Source organism: Methanoplanus limicola DSM 2279 (assembly GCF_000243255.1).
In the GTDB taxonomy this organism is placed as follows: Archaea; Halobacteriota; Methanomicrobia; order Methanomicrobiales; family Methanomicrobiaceae; genus Methanoplanus; species Methanoplanus limicola.
Genome location: NZ_CM001436.1, coordinates 671,734 through 686,861 on the forward strand (window position 1 = coordinate 671,734; position 15,128 = coordinate 686,861).

Here is a 15,128-nt window from a genome sequence, read left to right on the forward strand (position 1 = left end):
GCTATCTGCACAAAAAATAACTGTGGATACATAGACGATCTCTCAAGAGTTTCCTATATGGTTGCCGGATTAGCACCTGACGATATGGAAGCAGAACATCAGTATCCAATTATGTTAATCATGCGTTTCCTGACTTCATGAAGGTCGTGTTTATCAAGTGTAAAACGATAATCTGAGAAATATTCACGGTTTATGGTATAAATCTGCTCACACTTTATCAGCGTATTATTCTTTAGTTCCGGATATTTCTCAGGTTTAATCAGATAATGGGAGTAAATTCTTGGCCTGTTATTAACTTCATCCCACATCTTAGACTTAACCGATGTCATCGGCACACAGATTATTGTTCTGTGATTTTCGTTAAGAAGTTTTCCTGGATTCATTACAACTGCAATATAATGCGGATCTTTCATTGTGCTCTCTGAAATTCCGGTGTGCCCAGTTAAATCAAGGAAAAAAACATCCCCTTCCCCCAGATTCAGTTTATCCTTCATCCTTTACTGACCATTTACAACCATTATTCTGATCTGTCCATTGATTCCAACTGGAGGGACATCATTTCTTCAGAGACTGTGTCACAGGCATCATCTCCCGGATATTCAGTTACCCCTTCAGCATCAGTTAAGGCCTGATTATAATAAAAAAAAGATTCAAGATCATCATATTCATATTCATCAAGCCGGAGTTTTTCTTTGGTTATAATATCACTGTTTTCTGCTTCTTTCCAGAGAGTAAATCTGTGAGTGAGATCACTCACTGACTGAGTATTGTATTTCTTCAGTGTCTGGATAATCAGATCAAACAATTTAATGTCATCTTCGGAGAATAGTAAAACATCAGATTTTTTTCTTGGTTTATACTGATATAAACAGTGTTCCGGGCCTATCTGCTCACAGGTTACACTCAGATAGGCATTTGAATTATCTGTATATGAAAAACCAATATCAGGCACAGGACCGTTTGGAAGACGAATATATTCATCTTCCAGAAGTGTCTCTCCGGTCTGGTTAAATCTGAATAAATCCACAAAAAAAACAAATTTCATCAGCTTGGTTCTTCCGATCTCCGGATATCTCTCAATGGCATAGATAAGGGCATTAAGCTGTTTTTCAGTCTTCATATTCACACCTCAAAGTTTAAACTGATTTACCGGCCTTGCGATAATAATTCACATGAATATTTGAAAATATCCGGATATTTACACAGAAGAATTCAGCAAATTCTTAATATGATATATTTAGTTACCCTATACCCTTCGGAATAAATAATTCTTCCTGAGAATACACAAAACAAAAATAAGGTTTCAGAGAGTCTCAGCGCCGTTCATATACGGCCTTAAGACCTTTGGCACAACAACCGTGCCGCCCTCTTCCTGATAATTTTCCATAATAGCACGAATCGTTCGTGTGGTTGCAACCGCTGTGCTGTTTAAGGTGTGAACAAAGTTCTTCGTCTCAAAGTCATGTGCATCCCTGACCTTGATGTTCAGCCTCACAGACTGGTATGCCGTACAGTTTGAGCATGATACAACCTCACGGTATGTCTCCTCACGCGGCATCCAGACCTCCATATCATACTTCTTGGCGGCGACAGTGCCTATATCTCCGGTGCAGATATTGACAACCCTGTATGGAAGGCCAAGCATCTGGTAGAGGTCCTCAGAATTTTTGAGAAGCTCCTCATGCATTGCCCATGAATCCTCCGGCTTACAGTAGATGAACTGCTCAACCTTGTTGAACTGGTGAACCCTGAAAAGTCCTCTGGTATCAAGGCCGTGTGCACCGATCTCACGCCTGAAGCAGGGGCTTATACCGGCCATCCGGATTGGCAGGTCCTTCTCCTCAAAGATCTCATCCATGTACATTGCAGCCATCGGGTGCTCACTTGTTGCAATGAGGAATTCGTCCTCACCGTCAATGGCATACATCACATTTTCAAAGTCAGCGAGATCTGTAACGCCTTCATATGCGGCACGGTTCATCATGTAAGGCGGAATTATGGGAGTATAGCCACGTCCGGTAAGAAGATCGACTGCAAGGCGCTGAAGGGCGAGATCCATCATTGCGAGGTTTCCCTTGAGCATGTAAAATCCGGAGCCGGAAATTCTTGCTGCTCTCTCAAAATCAGCCAGGTTCTTCTCCACCGCAAGTTCACCGTGGTTTTTAAGCTCAAATGAAGGCACGACAGCTTCGCCCCATTTTTTAACCTCTACATTCTCAGAGTCATCCGCACCGACAGGGACAGTCTCATGGAGAAGATTTGGGATTCTCATCTGGTAATATTTCAGCTTCGCATTAATCTCCTCAAGTTCTGCCTCATCTTCCTTTATTCTGGCAGGCAGGGATTTTGCCTCTTCAAGAAGTCCCGAAAAATCTTCCTTTGCTTTCCGTGCATCATTTATCTCCCGGCTGATAACATTGCGCCGTGCCCGCATGGTGTTGATTTCGGTCTGCATCTCACGGGATTTAATATCCTTTGCAAGCAGGTCATCGATCCATAAAAGCTTCTCCTCATCTCCCCTTTTATTGAGGTCAGCCCTGACAACATCCGGGTTATTCCGTATAAATTTCAGTTCAAGCATAAATTCATTATATTTATGCCAACCATATGAGATTATTGTTTTGAGGGACTCGTAAAAAGTGGTCCGGATGCTATGAAAATACATCCGGAAAAATGGTTATAAGAATTAGATGCGGACAAAGGTGTTGTCGTCATTTACGAGTTTCGCACCGCCATCCTCAATCCCAAGTCTGATTAAAATCGAATTTTCATCATATTCATCGCTAAGACGGATATACACCTTTCCATCCTTTACAGAATACCTGAAAGTGGCATAATACTGCCGGTATCCGTTGACCGACTCGTAAATATCACACTCTCCTCCGGATTTAAAAATAAGCACCATGGGATACTCACCTTCATCCGGATTTATTGGCCCCCTTTCCTGGAAGTACTCACCGCTCACTGTTGTAACGGATTTATCGACTTTACCAATCAGGTCTCCGGCAACTCCAAAAAATCCGCTATACTGTCCAAAATCCCTGAGTACAATAATCTGCATATTATCACCTTCACCCTCCACACACCCGGAACTGCAGGCAATAGCAGCAAATGCAATAATTACAAAAACAGAGATTAATCCCCTGTTCGACAGTAGAAGCATAGAAGGCAATTTTGTCCTGTAATGATAAAAAAATTTCCCTGATAAGATCTCCAAAAGTTCAGTCTGGCAGACAACTGTCAATGACAGTCTAAGAATTCCCACTTGTGACAGTGAGAGTCTCCCCGATTGCGCCTGTAATTGTTACTCTTACTCCAGTAAGAAGAATTAATTCCTGAAATCCGGAGAAGAAACAGATAGATTAAACTGAAAATTTAACAGGACACTCACCATGAGATCCATGATTGACATCCATATGACATCCAAGAATTGGCACTCAGAACCTGCAATATTTGAAAAATTTATTAAGAAACAGAAAATTCTGAAAAAAATACCGGGAAAAATCTTAACTGCATTTAAGCCAGAGAAATATCCGGAGCAGAATCATGAACACAAAAATTACCGGAATCTTCAATGAGGGAGATACAGAACGAATCAGGGAATGGGTGAAGAAAGAGACAGAATCCATTTACAACAGTACAGATGAGCTTGCTGAGATCAAAATGGAAATAAAATCACTCAGGAAGGCCGTTGAATCAATGGATAAAAAAATTGAGAGAATTGAAAGAATTCTTGAAAAGTTTTCTGATTAATCACCCTCCTTCACGCCGGAAAGGTTAATTCATCCCATCTCAAAGGACGTGACACCAAATATATTATTTAAGGGAAGCTCCGGCACCTCATTCCTATACATCCTTGCAGTGCCGAAGACCTCCACCATACCGTATTTTTCAGCAATTGCCACCGCCTTCACATTGGGTTCAGGGGTATCAAAGTAAACAGGGCCGGACTTAACTGAACCAGAATCCACTGAACCGCAGAGTGCAAGAAAGAGCTCTTCTGCAATTATTTCATCTTCACCAAATAAAGGGCCGATTTTCCACCCGGAAACGCATCTCCGAATCATACCGTAACCTGTGATCTCACCGTCTTTTTTGCTTACAAGGCAGGTGCTCTCCGGCTGGTTAATCCACTTCTCAAGAAAAGTTCTCCTCTCAGCCGGAAAATGACGGGTGTCATACTCAAGAAGCTTCTCAAAGGAAACATCTGCCGCATTCAGAAATCCGTGATCCTTCCTCCCTTCAATATTTCCTTCCCACCTGATATTCCGGTACGCAAAAATAAACCCGTACTTCCGGGAATAGGTGTCCTGCATCTCAAAAACCCCGTCTGCACCGCAGATCCTCTCTTCCGTATGTGAAAGGCCCGCCTTCAGGAGTGCATCACCAATGCCAAGATTTCTAAGCTCCGGTTTTACAACCAGAAATCCTCCGAATGAGAAATTATCATCATAATTTGAGAACTGCACAATACCAACAACAACACCCTCCGACTCAGCTACAAACCAGCCGGCAGGATCAACGGCATAATGACACACACCGTCATACAGTCCCGGGTTCCATCCCTCTTCAGCCGCAAAGCTAACTGCTGTTGAAACCTCACCAGGCCGCATATTTCTTATGATAAACTCAGCCCCATCACTCTCAAAGCTGCCGGAAATTCCGGAATCCTCTGCCATAAAGAATAATAGACATATAAATTAATTGAAGGTTTCCAATCACCCTGATTATCTTGCCCTGGGCTTTTGACATACTGTAAAGCCCAACCACCCGGCCGGAGAGAGCAGGACCTGCTCCTGTAAAGCATCATTCAGCAGAGCAGAAGGAGAATATACCTGAAGATCTTACCGGATCACTTCTCCGGATAAGCAACCGGATCAATCCCATCTCCGGGGTTCATGGCGCAGACCTTCATATCCATAACAGCCTCAAAATATTACTGAAAATCTGACAAATAATTAAATAACTTTACGCAGACATTAAAACAAGGCACCCGAAATGGAAAAAAACTATAATTTCAGAATTATGCTCAGAAAAGAACCTGAAGGAGGATATACAGCATATGTACCTTCACTTCCGGGATGTGTTACATTTGGAGATACTATAGACGAAGCTACAGAAATGGTAAGGGAGGCCGTTGAGCTGTACATTGAAAGTCTCATAGAACATGGTGAACCTGTACCTTCAGACGATGAAATATTAGAATATAATCTTCAGATTAAAGCACAGGCATGAGGCTTCCTAATTTAAACCCGGAAAAGGTAATTAAAGTTATCAAAAAAAAGGGTTTTCTTCTCGACAGAGTAAAAGGAAGTCACCATATATACGTTCACCCTGAGACAAGGCAAAGGGTTGTTATTCCGGCTCATAAAAAAGATCTGCCTAAAGGTACACTAATGGAGATATTAAAGCAGGCAGGCATAAATAAAGATGATTTTGAAGATTTTTAGAAATATCACCACACACATAATTGCAGCACAATACACTCTTTTCAGGGAACTTTTCCGGGATCATTTGATTATTCAGTAAACATTCATTTAAATGCAATAATCTGACATTTTGCAGATGGCAATCTCACCACGCTAACCCCGTGTCATTGCTGCCATGCACCTGCCCTCCAGAATAACCGGATAGAGATCAGAAACCTGCTCCTGTTAAACATCATTCGGCAGAGCAGAAGGAGAATATACCTGAAGATGTTACCGGATCACTCCTTCAGGTAATCTTCAGGATCAATCTCATCACCGGGGTTCATTACACATACCTTCATATCCGTAACAGTCTCAATCGCCCTCTTAAACTCCCCTGCATCCTGCTCAATAGGCGGGAAAGTATTGTAGTGCATCGGAATAACAAGCGGAGCACCGACAAATTCAGCTGCCATCATGGCCTCTGCCGGCCCCATAGTAAACCGGTCCCCGATAGGAAGCAGGGCAACATCCGGGTGATAGAGATCATGAATCAGCTTCATATCTGAAAACAACCCTGTATCTCCGGCATGATAGACACTCACACCATCCATCTCAATCACAAAACCGGATGCGGGCCCGCCGTATGCACCCTCACCGCCCATCTCAAACCATGACGAATGAAGTGCCGGAACCATTGTAAACCTGACACCCAAAACCTCAATTGAACCACCAATATTCATCGGTTCAGTCTCAAGCCCCCGTTCAGAGAGATATTTGGCAAGCTCATTGGGGCAGACCGTAAGTTTATTCAAAGAAACTGTCTCACCCAGATGGTCACCATGCCCGTGTGTTACTGCCACAATATCAGGCATACAGTCAAAACTGCCATAAGGCATAAATGGGTCTATCAGAATTCTCTTTGAGCCTTCAAGATAAAAACACGAATGTCCAAGCCACTTGATCTTCATACAGATAAGATCAGTTCTTTTGATTAATTAACCCTGCCCGGAAAAACTTCCGGTGAAAAAAAACTAAGAGAACAGTCCGGGAAAAAGTGAAATGCTGTACACTTATGCAGGAGATAATTCCGAATAAAAAAGCTAAAAAAATATCAGGATATATCAGCCAGTTCAGCTTCAGTCCTGTCTATAGCATCAGAAAGTCCGTCATTTGCAAGCCCGCCGGTCATCGATTCAGTAAGGTCACGATCCTCCATCACATCCTTAATTCTCTCAAGGAATGGATCAAGAGTAACATCCTTCTCCTGCTCGATGACATGCCGGTATTCACGAAGTGTTGAGGGGCTTACTCCAAGTTCTGCACTTATATCCTTCATTGTCTGCCCTGATTCGAGAAGTACTTCCATCTTTGCCCTCTCAAAAGGCATCTTAAAATCAAGATCGCGGAATAGTTTCAGCCTTACTCTGGCACGTGCCACAGTCTTGGAGAGTTTTTCATCCCCAAGATCACGTGCAATCTCGGTGTCGTTACGTCCCTCATAGTACCCGCATACAAGACAGGCGAGATCCCTTGGTTTCAGTTTGGTCTTGAAAAAACCCAGATCAAGGATTTCACGCATAATTAAAGCGACTTCGCGCTCAATTGCATCTTTATCACGCAAGGTACCATGAATCTTCTTCATAGGCTCCACAATTTCAGTTTTTCCGGAGATATTGGAAAATAAATCCAATAGCTCCTTCTTCCTGCTTGTAGAGTTTGTCTTTTTCTTTCTTCTGACGGCTGCCATGTTATTACCACACCAGATAGACCTCTATAATTATCGCAATCACATAAATAAGTTCTCATTTGACACAAATATTACATAGCGACAGATAAACAGCCAGGATAGTTAATTCACAAAAAAATCAGGTATAAACAGTAAAAAAATAGCCTGAGAATAACAGCCCTGCCGGATTAAAGATAAATTTCAGAGAGACATCACTTTAATATACCTTTTATAATTCCCGGACAGAATTATTAAGAACATATCAGGTAATTCAGTATGCCCGACATCTATGATAAAATAATGGAACTCGCAAAGAGGCGTGGGTTTGTATGGCCGACATCAGAATGCTATGGATCAGTTGCCGGATTTATAGACTACGGCCCCCTCGGCGCAATGATGAAAAGAAAAGTGGAGAATCTCTGGCGTGACTTTTATGTCATCCGGGAAGGCTACTTCGAGATCGAATGCCCGACAATCGGCGAAGAATCGATATACATCGCATCAGGTCACGTAAAGGGATTTGCAGACAAGATGATCCAGTGCCCTTCATGCAGTGAATTCCACAGAGCCGACCATATTGCGGAAGCAAACGGCATCACCAATGCAGAGACAAAGCCAATAGAAGAACTGACAGAGATCCTGAAAGACCTGCCCTGTCCAGCGTGCGGCGGGATGTTTGCAGGTTCAGAAGTCTATCACTTCAACCTCATGTTTCATACAAACATCGGGCCGGGATCACAGAGAAAGGGATACATGCGCCCGGAGACAGCTCAGGGTATATTTACGGATTTCAACCGCCTGCTCAGGTTTTACAGGGATAAACTACCCTTTGGTGCAGTCCAGATCGGAAAATCATACAGAAACGAGATCTCCCCCAGGCAGGGAATGATAAGACTCAGGGAATTTACCCAGGCTGAAGCTGAGATATTCGTTCATCCGGATAAGAAAGACCACCCGCAGTTCTCCAGATATGCTGATATGAAAGTTCCTCTGAGAGGGATAGAGCAGCAGGAGAACGACCGGGAGGCCGCCATTACAGGAATGGCAGATGCAGTCAGAGCAGGTACTGTAGCAAACGAATATGTGGCATATTATATCGCGCTCACATACGATTTCCTCATATCCTGCGGGGCAAACCCTGAGAAGATCAGGTTCAGGCAGCATCTTCCGGATGAGAGGGCACATTACGCAACCGACTGCTGGGATGCGGAGATATATTCTGAGAGATTCGGATGGGTTGAAACCGTAGGAATAGCCGACAGGACGGACTATGACCTCCGTGCACATGCCTCACAGAGCAATGAACCATTTACCGTATTCATCCCGTACGAAACTCCTGAAAAAGTTATGCAGAAGAGGGTGAAGGCAGACATGGGACGGCTCGGACCGCTGTTCAGGGGAAAGGCAAAAGCAGTTTCAGAAGCCCTTGCAGATGCAGTTCCCGGAGAGGACGGAGCAAGAGTTGTTATAGACGGCGAGGAGCATTTTGTCCCTAAGGATATGTATGAACTTGTCGAAGAGGAAGTTGAGATTCGCGGAGAATATGTCATGCCCCATGTAATAGAACCTTCATACGGCATTGACAGGGTCATCTACACCGTCCTTGAGCATTCATACGAGGAAGAGGATGTCGACGGTGAAATCAGGCGTGTCCTGCACTTCCCGCCAAAAATTGCACCTGTCCAGACTGCTGTTCTTCCGCTAATGACAAGAGACGGCCTTGAAGAGATTGCAAGGAATATCGAAGAGAAACTTCTCGATGAAGGCATACTTGCCCAGTATGACGACAATGGTGCAATAGGAAGAAGATACAGAAGGCAGGACGAAGCAGGCACACCTTTCGCCGTGACAGTTGATTACGACACAAAGGAAGACGGAACAGTGACACTAAGAGACAGAGATACAATGAAACAGGCAAGGGTTCCCGCAGAAGAAGTTCCGGCAATACTATACTCACTAATCAAAGGCAGAATTAACTTTGAATCACTCTGCAAGTGAAGATACCAGATGAAATACATAAGCCACCCGCTGATTAAACCGGACTCACTTGAGGAGAGAAGGTACCAGTTATCAATAGCTGTGCATGCCCTTGAGGGAAACACCATGGTAGTACTTCCCACAGGTCTTGGTAAGACAGCAGTGGCTCTTCTTACAACCGCATCAAGGCTTAAGACTGCCGGCGGGAAGATGCTGATGATGGCACCGACAAAGCCGCTTGTCGACCAGCACAGAAGAATGTTCACCGAACTTTTGATCGAGCCTGAAAATCCTGACGATGACTTCTCCGGGTTTGCATTCTTTACAGGCGAGACAAAGACCTCACAGAGGAAAGAGATGTGGGAGAAGTCAAGGGTTATCCTTGCAACCCCTCAGGTCATTAAAAATGACATAATAGCCGGCAGGTACTCGCTTAAGGATGTAACCCTCCTGATAGTCGATGAATGCCACAGGGCAGTCGGGAACTATGCCTATGCATTTATAGCTGAAAGTTACATGCAGACCGGAAAGAATCCCCTGATTCTTGCAATGACCGCATCTCCGGGCAGCAAAGAGGAGAAAGTTCATGAAGTCTGTGAAAATCTCACAATAAAGATTGTCGAGAGCAGAACGGAAGATGATCCGGATGTTAAGCCCTACATCCATGAGCGGGAGGTTGAATATGTAAATGTTGAACTTCCGGAAAAACTGGAAGAATCTGTAGGGATACTTAAATCAATTCTCGAAAAGAGGCTCAATACCCTTTCTGACATGGGATACACAGTCCCCCGCCCGGATAAGCTCTCAATGAAGGAGCTAAACGGCATCAATGCACAGGTCCAGAGGAATATCCAGAAGAGAGAGCCTGACGCATTTCTTGCGGCATCCATCCATGCCGAAATTATGAAGATCAGGCATGCCGTAACACTCGGAGAGTCACAGGGCAGCACAATTCTGAAAGGATACCTGAACAAACTCGCCGGTGAAGCATTCTCACCTTCAGGCAGCAAAGCAGGAAAAAGGCTGGCGGCAGACCATACCTTTCAGGACCTGCTTGCCCGGTCAGACGGGTGGAAAGAGGAGATACATCCCAAACCGGATAAGGTAGCTGAGATAGTCAGGGCACAGCTGGATGAATTTCCGGACAGCAGAATTCTGGTATTTGCCAACTTCCGTGACACTGTAAACCTACTTTCTGAAAGGCTCAATAAGGAAGGCTTTGAATGCGCAAGATTCATCGGCCAGGCATCAAGGGACAGTGAGAAGGGATTATCGCAGAAGAAGCAGATAGAAACACTTTCCAAATTCAGGGAAGGAGAGTTTAGGGTGCTTGTCGCCACATCTGTCGGTGAGGAGGGGCTTGATGTCCCATCAACCGACCTGGTCATATTCTACGAGGCGGTGCCATCTGAGATCAGGAGCATACAGAGGAAAGGCAGGACAGGCAGGCACGGGAGCGGGAAGATAATAGTCCTGATAACCAAAGGCACAACTGATGAAACATTCAGTTATATAAGTGGTTCAAGAGAGAAGTCCATGAAAAAAGGGATATCGCTCTTAAAGGACAATATAGGGAGAAAGCCTGAGATACAGGGCAGCCTTCTGAACTTTGGCGGTGGAGGCAGCACAGGAGAAGCGGGAACTCCCGGAGATCAGATGACTGACAGCGAAGCAGTCCACGCAGAAGGGCAGACCTCATTTGAGAACTTTCCGCTCACAACAGCAGGTCCGGCCATAATTGCGGATGACAGGGAGACATCATCGGCAGTCGTTGAAAATCTGTATAAGAAAGGTGTATCCCTCACCATTGAAAGGCTTGAATATGGCGACTATAAGATCGGAGATAAGATACTCATTGAGAGAAAGACAGCAAGGGATTTTGTCGATACTCTTGTTGAAAGGGATCTTATAACACAGATAAGAAAGATGGCTGAGGAAGTGCCAAAGCCTGTTGTGATAATAGAAGGAAGAGATCTTTACTCACAGAGAAATATCAACCCGAATGCAATAAGGGGCGCACTTTCGGCGATAACAATAGGCATGGGTGTATCAGTATTCCAGACTGAAAGTTCATCCGACACTGCTGAGATGCTCTATGTCATGGCATCAAGGGAGGCAGGCGGCAGTACATCATACCGGAGTGCTCACCAGCAGAAGGCATACAGGTCAAAGCGGGAGAACCAGGAGTATATCATATCTTCATTCCCGGGAGTCGGACTTAAAAATGCAAGGGCACTTCTGGAAAAATTCGGTACAATTCAGAATATTCTCAATGCCGATGAGGACGAACTGGAGAGCGTTCCCGGAATCGGAAGAAAGATTGCAGAATCAATACTTGACATCTCAAAAAAAAGGTATTAAACCGGAATTTCCTGCCAATGTCAGTCTTCCGGTGAATAAAAAAATATCAGTTTTTCAGATTTTTCAGCGCCACTGTCCCGGCCTGAATACATTCCATATAGGTGAGGCAGTCTCCGGGGTTTGCAGTATTTCTTACCCGTGCGCACAAGCTCTTTATGGTCTCTTCAATATCGAGGTATAAAGAATCCGGGTCTAAATCTCTTACCTCCGGGATTTTTCCGCCAGCATTACCGGAAGCGGCACACGCAGGCGGATAGTTATCAGGCGCGCCCGTCAAACTTACGGGATCATCTCCGGGACGAAGGTCAACATCACTTATTTTTGCGGAATCCGGGATCACAGGCTGTTCTGCGGCAGCAGACGAATTTTCTGCACATACTACACATAACGTCTCACCTTTCACAATAAAAAGGGGCGAACCGCAGACAGGACAGCTTTTTTCAAGCATTTTACCACCTTTTAGCAGATAATCTGCCATTATATCCTCAGGGTTTCTCATTTATGCACCATCTCTACATCTTATATATGCTCAACCACCAATTAATAATAGGATGGTGATATAATATGGCAGAACCTGAAAAAATCATAAATAACTGCGTAATGATGCTCCAGCAGATAATGGATGATTCAACAATTCCAAGAAACATCAGAAAAGTTGCAGACGAGACAAAGAAAGTCCTCACAAATGAGACACAGACTCTCGGTCTTCGTGCTGCAACCGCAATTTCAATGATCGATGAGATCTCAAACGACCCGAATATGCCGGTTCATGCAAGGACAAGAATCTGGGGACTGGTCTCACAGCTTGAGACTGTACCGCTTGACTGAACAATCATCATTTAAAATATACATTTTTCAATCCGGATATAATAGTAAAATGCCGCTTTTTTGTAAAAAAATGAGATTCGGACAATTATACTATTCAGGCATGATCTCCCCTGCGTAAGCAGGCGGTAGTTCATCCGGCAGATGAAAAAAACCATTGGACCAAAAATGCAAACGGGACATATCTGCTGAGATATGACAATAATTTCCCGGAAATTAGGTTAATCTCCGGAAAATGTACAGTGAACTCTCCTTGACCTTTTATTTCTCACATCAAGCTCAAGAAGAACAATCTGCTGCCATGTGCCCAGAAGGAGACTATTATCCCTGAAAGGTACGGTCAGAGACGGACCGATTATTGCCGCACGGACATGCGATCTCCCGTTGCCGTCACCCCATGCGAGATCGTGTTTATATTCAGCATCAGCCGGGGCGATTACATTGAGTGCCCTCCTTAAGTCTTCAAGAACTCCTGGTTCATATTCTATCGTTGTTATGGCAGCTGTTGAACCTTCGCAGAAGATATTTGCAATGCCGTCTGAAAGCCTGCTTTCAGAGAGGAGATTTCTGACATAGGGAGTGATATCAATGATATCACCCTCACCAGCTGTATCGATATTCAGAGGATAATGCTTCATAAAAAAAGTTATTTTCTCGTATAAAGATAAGTCTCTTCCGCCGTCACTTCTCCGCCTGCCGGCAGGTTAATATTAACCTTAATCTGGCCAATTCCAAGGTCATACTCTCCGGTATTAAGTTCACTGTATGGAATTCTAAGACCACTCAGAGGATTGTTGCTTCCTTCATCAGAAGATGTTATTGTTGCATACCCTTTATACAGAACTTTCCTCGGACTGACCGGCCGCTGGAGTTTGTCAAATGACGGAGTGTATGCAGTTACTGTGGCACTTATTGATGACCCGCCGAAGATGACTTTTCTGCCATATTCATCATAGAATGTAAAGTGAATTACAATGCCGTCATTTCCCGGTTCCCCGTCCCAGTCAACAGGTTCACCGAAGAGATCCATCTGCTTAATCATAGACGGTGTTCCGGCCACCTCTCCGGCATACACATAACCAGGAGTTGTATAGCCAGTTACTGCCGCAACTCCGCCATTATTGGAATTTCCGGATGCTGAAGAACTTTCAGCAGAGTTCTGGTAAACAACTGTCGTGCCTGCCGGACTGACCTGACTTCCGGAATTTCCCGGGCCTGATGACTGTGAACCAAATCTTACTGCGTCCGGATATTTTGTCAGGAGTATGTAACCTCCGGCTATCATTATAAGAATTACAACAGCAATAGCCGCAATATGTCCTTTTTGCATAGACTGAGTTAGAGCGGGATATGATATAATAATAGTCCAGAATTCAGTATGAATATTCTAATAATTCCCAAACATTAAGATTTAACATCCCAGTAAAAAATTAAATTCAGATAATGTCAGAAAGTAAAAATAAACGGGACATTAAAAAATAAAAGAGAAATGTTTCAGAATAATATAAATTAATTTGTATTCTGGCAGCTACCTTGACGAATCAACACTCAAATCTTCTTCATATTTTATGAACTTCTCACCGTCCATACGTACCAGATAGACAACGACATGGTCAGTACCTGCTCCGGGTTCAGATGCCCTGGCACTGACCTTTGTCCCGACCGGAATACCGGACCCGCCGGCCTCAGGTTCTCTTAGCTCTGTGCTGACCGTACCGTCAGGTTTTGTGACCACAATCTCAATTCCGCCAACGACATTCTCATCAGTTCCGCCTTTGAAAAACACCTCAATATTTCCTGTTGAAGGACTCTTCTTTACCGATACATCAGCCCTCAGATATGCCAGATGCCAGTATGCCTCTCCGCTGTCCCCGACATTCATCTTCAGGTAGGTATCCTTATTCAGCTTAAAAGACTCAGGTACGTCAAAGACAAGCCATCCGGTCCTCTCACCGGCAACCGACATATTGTGGAGCTTACCATAGACAGTCTGTCCGACATAGATATCACCGACATCCTCCAGTGCATAACTCCTGATAAGTGCCTCATCATCTGCCAGACTGTTTTTAATAACTGCTCCCATCGGAGGGCAGATATTCAGTTTTGCCTCATATGTCTCAGAACCGTCAATCAGTGAAAAGTCAGATGCGGCCGGAGATACAAAAGTCTCGATAGTATCTCCCTCGAGAGCCATCTTAACAGCAAGCAGTACAAATTTCCTGCCGGAATCTGCATTTTCTGTCACAGACCTCCCTTTCTTCAGGTCAACAACAGGATACTGTCTGGTGGTCTTTAAATCTCCAAGTTCCACAAAGGAATTTGTATAAGAGTCGTATCTCGTAAAAGACCTGCCTGACGATTGATCAAAATAGACTATGTCATATTTTTCATAAGCATCGGGATACATATAATAATCAGCCGCTGTTCCTGCAACTCCTGATTTTACAGCAGATTCTGCCACGGCAGCGACAGTTTCATCTGCTGATGCCCCTGTATCAGTCTCTGTAGTTTTGTCTCCTGAAAAAACATCATTCATCTTGATCGGAGTTTCAGCCGGAGCAGTGCTTCCAGCAGAAGTTCCCACAGAATTATCATCATTCATTGTGTTACCAGCCGTATCTGCACCTGTATCAGAACCTGAAGTAGAAACAGGCCCGGTTGTGCATCCGGCGATAACAATAGAGATAAACAGCAACCCTGTTATGCAGCCATATAAAAATGAATTCCCCATAATAATTACTTAAACAGAAGTATGATATATAACTTATGAAACGCCGGCATCGCCACAGATTCCAATAAAAGGCAAAATATGAAGAGAACCAAGATAA

General features: G+C 44.1%; 17 protein-coding genes. 6 read left to right on the plus strand and 11 right to left on the minus strand.

What is annotated here, in order from left to right; translation table 11 throughout:
* Window positions 1–98 precede the first annotated feature (98 nt).
* From METLIM_RS03225 to METLIM_RS03240, 4 genes are all read right to left on the minus strand, one after another.
* Complete coding sequence (locus METLIM_RS03225; RefSeq protein WP_004076474.1) at window positions 99–494, minus strand: type II toxin-antitoxin system PemK/MazF family toxin; 396 nt, start codon at window positions 492–494, stop codon at window positions 99–101.
* 23 nt (window positions 495–517) lie between these two features.
* Window positions 518–1,120 carry a Panacea domain-containing protein gene (locus tag METLIM_RS03230; RefSeq protein WP_004076475.1) on the minus strand — a complete coding sequence of 201 codons (603 nt, stop codon included), beginning with the start codon at window positions 1,118–1,120 and terminating at the stop codon, window positions 518–520.
* Window positions 1,121–1,303: 183 nt separating this feature from the next.
* Window positions 1,304–2,581: a serine--tRNA ligase gene (gene serS / locus METLIM_RS03235; RefSeq protein ID WP_004076476.1), complete on the minus strand. Its 1,278-nt coding sequence runs from the start codon at window positions 2,579–2,581 to the stop codon at window positions 1,304–1,306.
* A gap of 105 nt (window positions 2,582–2,686) precedes the next feature.
* Window positions 2,687–3,163, minus strand: coding sequence for a hypothetical protein (locus tag METLIM_RS03240; protein ID WP_004076477.1), 477 nt, complete (start codon window positions 3,161–3,163; stop codon window positions 2,687–2,689).
* A 383-nt stretch (window positions 3,164–3,546) separates the two neighbouring features.
* On the opposite strand from METLIM_RS03240, the gene METLIM_RS03250 reads away from it, so the two are divergent.
* Window positions 3,547–3,753: a hypothetical protein gene (locus tag METLIM_RS03250; RefSeq protein WP_004076479.1), complete on the plus strand. Its 207-nt coding sequence runs from the start codon at window positions 3,547–3,549 to the stop codon at window positions 3,751–3,753.
* A gap of 29 nt (window positions 3,754–3,782) precedes the next feature.
* Here METLIM_RS03250 and METLIM_RS03255 read toward each other — a convergent pair whose 3' ends face one another.
* A complete protein-coding gene (locus METLIM_RS03255; protein WP_004076480.1) occupies window positions 3,783–4,679 on the minus strand; it encodes a GNAT family N-acetyltransferase in 897 nt (298 codons plus the stop codon).
* Window positions 4,680–4,998: 319 nt separating this feature from the next.
* On the opposite strand from METLIM_RS03255, the gene METLIM_RS03260 reads away from it, so the two are divergent.
* Both METLIM_RS03260 and METLIM_RS03265 read left to right on the plus strand, forming a co-directional pair.
* Window positions 4,999–5,235: a type II toxin-antitoxin system HicB family antitoxin gene (locus METLIM_RS03260; protein ID WP_004076481.1), complete on the plus strand. Its 237-nt coding sequence runs from the start codon at window positions 4,999–5,001 to the stop codon at window positions 5,233–5,235.
* Entirely contained in the window at window positions 5,232–5,450 is a 219-nt protein-coding gene (locus METLIM_RS03265; protein ID WP_004076482.1) for a type II toxin-antitoxin system HicA family toxin, read from the plus strand. The genes METLIM_RS03260 and METLIM_RS03265 overlap by 4 nt, the downstream gene beginning before the upstream one ends.
* 257 nt (window positions 5,451–5,707) lie before the next feature.
* On the opposite strand, the gene METLIM_RS03270 is transcribed toward METLIM_RS03265, so the two are convergent.
* Window positions 5,708–6,379, minus strand: coding sequence for a metal-dependent hydrolase (locus METLIM_RS03270; protein ID WP_004076483.1), 672 nt, complete (start codon window positions 6,377–6,379; stop codon window positions 5,708–5,710).
* A gap of 143 nt (window positions 6,380–6,522) precedes the next feature.
* Window positions 6,523–7,158: a hypothetical protein gene (locus METLIM_RS03275; RefSeq protein ID WP_004076484.1), complete on the minus strand. Its 636-nt coding sequence runs from the start codon at window positions 7,156–7,158 to the stop codon at window positions 6,523–6,525.
* Between the two features lie 255 nt (window positions 7,159–7,413).
* Here METLIM_RS03275 and glyS point away from each other — a divergent pair, with 255 nt between their 5' ends.
* Window positions 7,414–9,135 carry a glycine--tRNA ligase gene (gene glyS / locus METLIM_RS03280; RefSeq protein ID WP_004076485.1) on the plus strand — a complete coding sequence of 574 codons (1,722 nt, stop codon included), beginning with the start codon at window positions 7,414–7,416 and terminating at the stop codon, window positions 9,133–9,135.
* A 9-nt stretch (window positions 9,136–9,144) separates the two neighbouring features.
* A complete protein-coding gene (locus METLIM_RS03285; protein WP_004076486.1) occupies window positions 9,145–11,475 on the plus strand; it encodes a DEAD/DEAH box helicase in 2,331 nt (776 codons plus the stop codon).
* A gap of 46 nt (window positions 11,476–11,521) precedes the next feature.
* Here the strand turns inward: METLIM_RS03285 and METLIM_RS03290 are convergent, their stop codons facing one another.
* A complete protein-coding gene (locus METLIM_RS03290) occupies window positions 11,522–11,974 on the minus strand; it encodes an Sjogren's syndrome/scleroderma autoantigen 1 family protein (protein ID WP_004076487.1) in 453 nt (150 codons plus the stop codon).
* 65 nt (window positions 11,975–12,039) lie between these two features.
* On the opposite strand from METLIM_RS03290, the gene METLIM_RS03295 reads away from it, so the two are divergent.
* Window positions 12,040–12,303, plus strand: a complete 264-nt coding sequence (locus METLIM_RS03295; protein WP_004076488.1) for a UPF0147 family protein — start codon at window positions 12,040–12,042, stop codon at window positions 12,301–12,303.
* A 218-nt stretch (window positions 12,304–12,521) separates the two neighbouring features.
* On the opposite strand, the gene METLIM_RS03300 is transcribed toward METLIM_RS03295, so the two are convergent.
* From METLIM_RS03300 to METLIM_RS03310, 3 genes are all read right to left on the minus strand, one after another.
* The gene (locus METLIM_RS03300; protein ID WP_004076489.1) at window positions 12,522–12,938 is read right to left on the minus strand and encodes a secondary thiamine-phosphate synthase enzyme YjbQ; all 417 of its coding nucleotides are present in this window, start codon (window positions 12,936–12,938) and stop codon (window positions 12,522–12,524) included.
* Window positions 12,939–12,946: 8 nt separating this feature from the next.
* Entirely contained in the window at window positions 12,947–13,630 is a 684-nt protein-coding gene (locus METLIM_RS03305) for a hypothetical protein (protein ID WP_004076490.1), read from the minus strand.
* 198 nt (window positions 13,631–13,828) lie between these two features.
* A complete protein-coding gene (locus METLIM_RS03310) occupies window positions 13,829–15,031 on the minus strand; it encodes a hypothetical protein (RefSeq protein WP_004076491.1) in 1,203 nt (400 codons plus the stop codon).
* Between the last annotated feature and the right edge of the window lie 97 nt (window positions 15,032–15,128).

Excerpts from the sequence above, each read along its gene's own strand:
- METLIM_RS03225 (WP_004076474.1), bottom strand. The coding sequence starts at position 494 with ATGAAGGATAAACTGAATCTGGGGGAAGGGGATGTTTTTTTCCTTGAT.
- METLIM_RS03230 (WP_004076475.1), bottom strand. The coding sequence starts at position 1,120 with ATGAAGACTGAAAAACAGCTTAATGCCCTTATCTATGCCATTGAGAGA.
- serS (WP_004076476.1), bottom strand. The coding sequence starts at position 2,581 with ATGCTTGAACTGAAATTTATACGGAATAACCCGGATGTTGTCAGGGCT.
- METLIM_RS03240 (WP_004076477.1), bottom strand. The coding sequence starts at position 3,163 with ATGCTTCTACTGTCGAACAGGGGATTAATCTCTGTTTTTGTAATTATT.
- METLIM_RS03250 (WP_004076479.1), top strand. The coding sequence starts at position 3,547 with ATGAACACAAAAATTACCGGAATCTTCAATGAGGGAGATACAGAACGA.
- METLIM_RS03255 (WP_004076480.1), bottom strand. The coding sequence starts at position 4,679 with ATGGCAGAGGATTCCGGAATTTCCGGCAGCTTTGAGAGTGATGGGGCT.
- METLIM_RS03260 (WP_004076481.1), top strand. The coding sequence starts at position 4,999 with ATGGAAAAAAACTATAATTTCAGAATTATGCTCAGAAAAGAACCTGAA.
- METLIM_RS03265 (WP_004076482.1), top strand. The coding sequence starts at position 5,232 with ATGAGGCTTCCTAATTTAAACCCGGAAAAGGTAATTAAAGTTATCAAA.
- METLIM_RS03270 (WP_004076483.1), bottom strand. The coding sequence starts at position 6,379 with ATGAAGATCAAGTGGCTTGGACATTCGTGTTTTTATCTTGAAGGCTCA.
- METLIM_RS03275 (WP_004076484.1), bottom strand. The coding sequence starts at position 7,158 with ATGGCAGCCGTCAGAAGAAAGAAAAAGACAAACTCTACAAGCAGGAAG.
- glyS (WP_004076485.1), top strand. The coding sequence starts at position 7,414 with ATGCCCGACATCTATGATAAAATAATGGAACTCGCAAAGAGGCGTGGG.
- METLIM_RS03285 (WP_004076486.1), top strand. The coding sequence starts at position 9,145 with ATGAAATACATAAGCCACCCGCTGATTAAACCGGACTCACTTGAGGAG.
- METLIM_RS03290 (WP_004076487.1), bottom strand. The coding sequence starts at position 11,974 with ATGAGAAACCCTGAGGATATAATGGCAGATTATCTGCTAAAAGGTGGT.
- METLIM_RS03295 (WP_004076488.1), top strand. The coding sequence starts at position 12,040 with ATGGCAGAACCTGAAAAAATCATAAATAACTGCGTAATGATGCTCCAG.
- METLIM_RS03300 (WP_004076489.1), bottom strand. The coding sequence starts at position 12,938 with ATGAAGCATTATCCTCTGAATATCGATACAGCTGGTGAGGGTGATATC.
- METLIM_RS03305 (WP_004076490.1), bottom strand. The coding sequence starts at position 13,630 with ATGCAAAAAGGACATATTGCGGCTATTGCTGTTGTAATTCTTATAATG.
- METLIM_RS03310 (WP_004076491.1), bottom strand. The coding sequence starts at position 15,031 with ATGGGGAATTCATTTTTATATGGCTGCATAACAGGGTTGCTGTTTATC.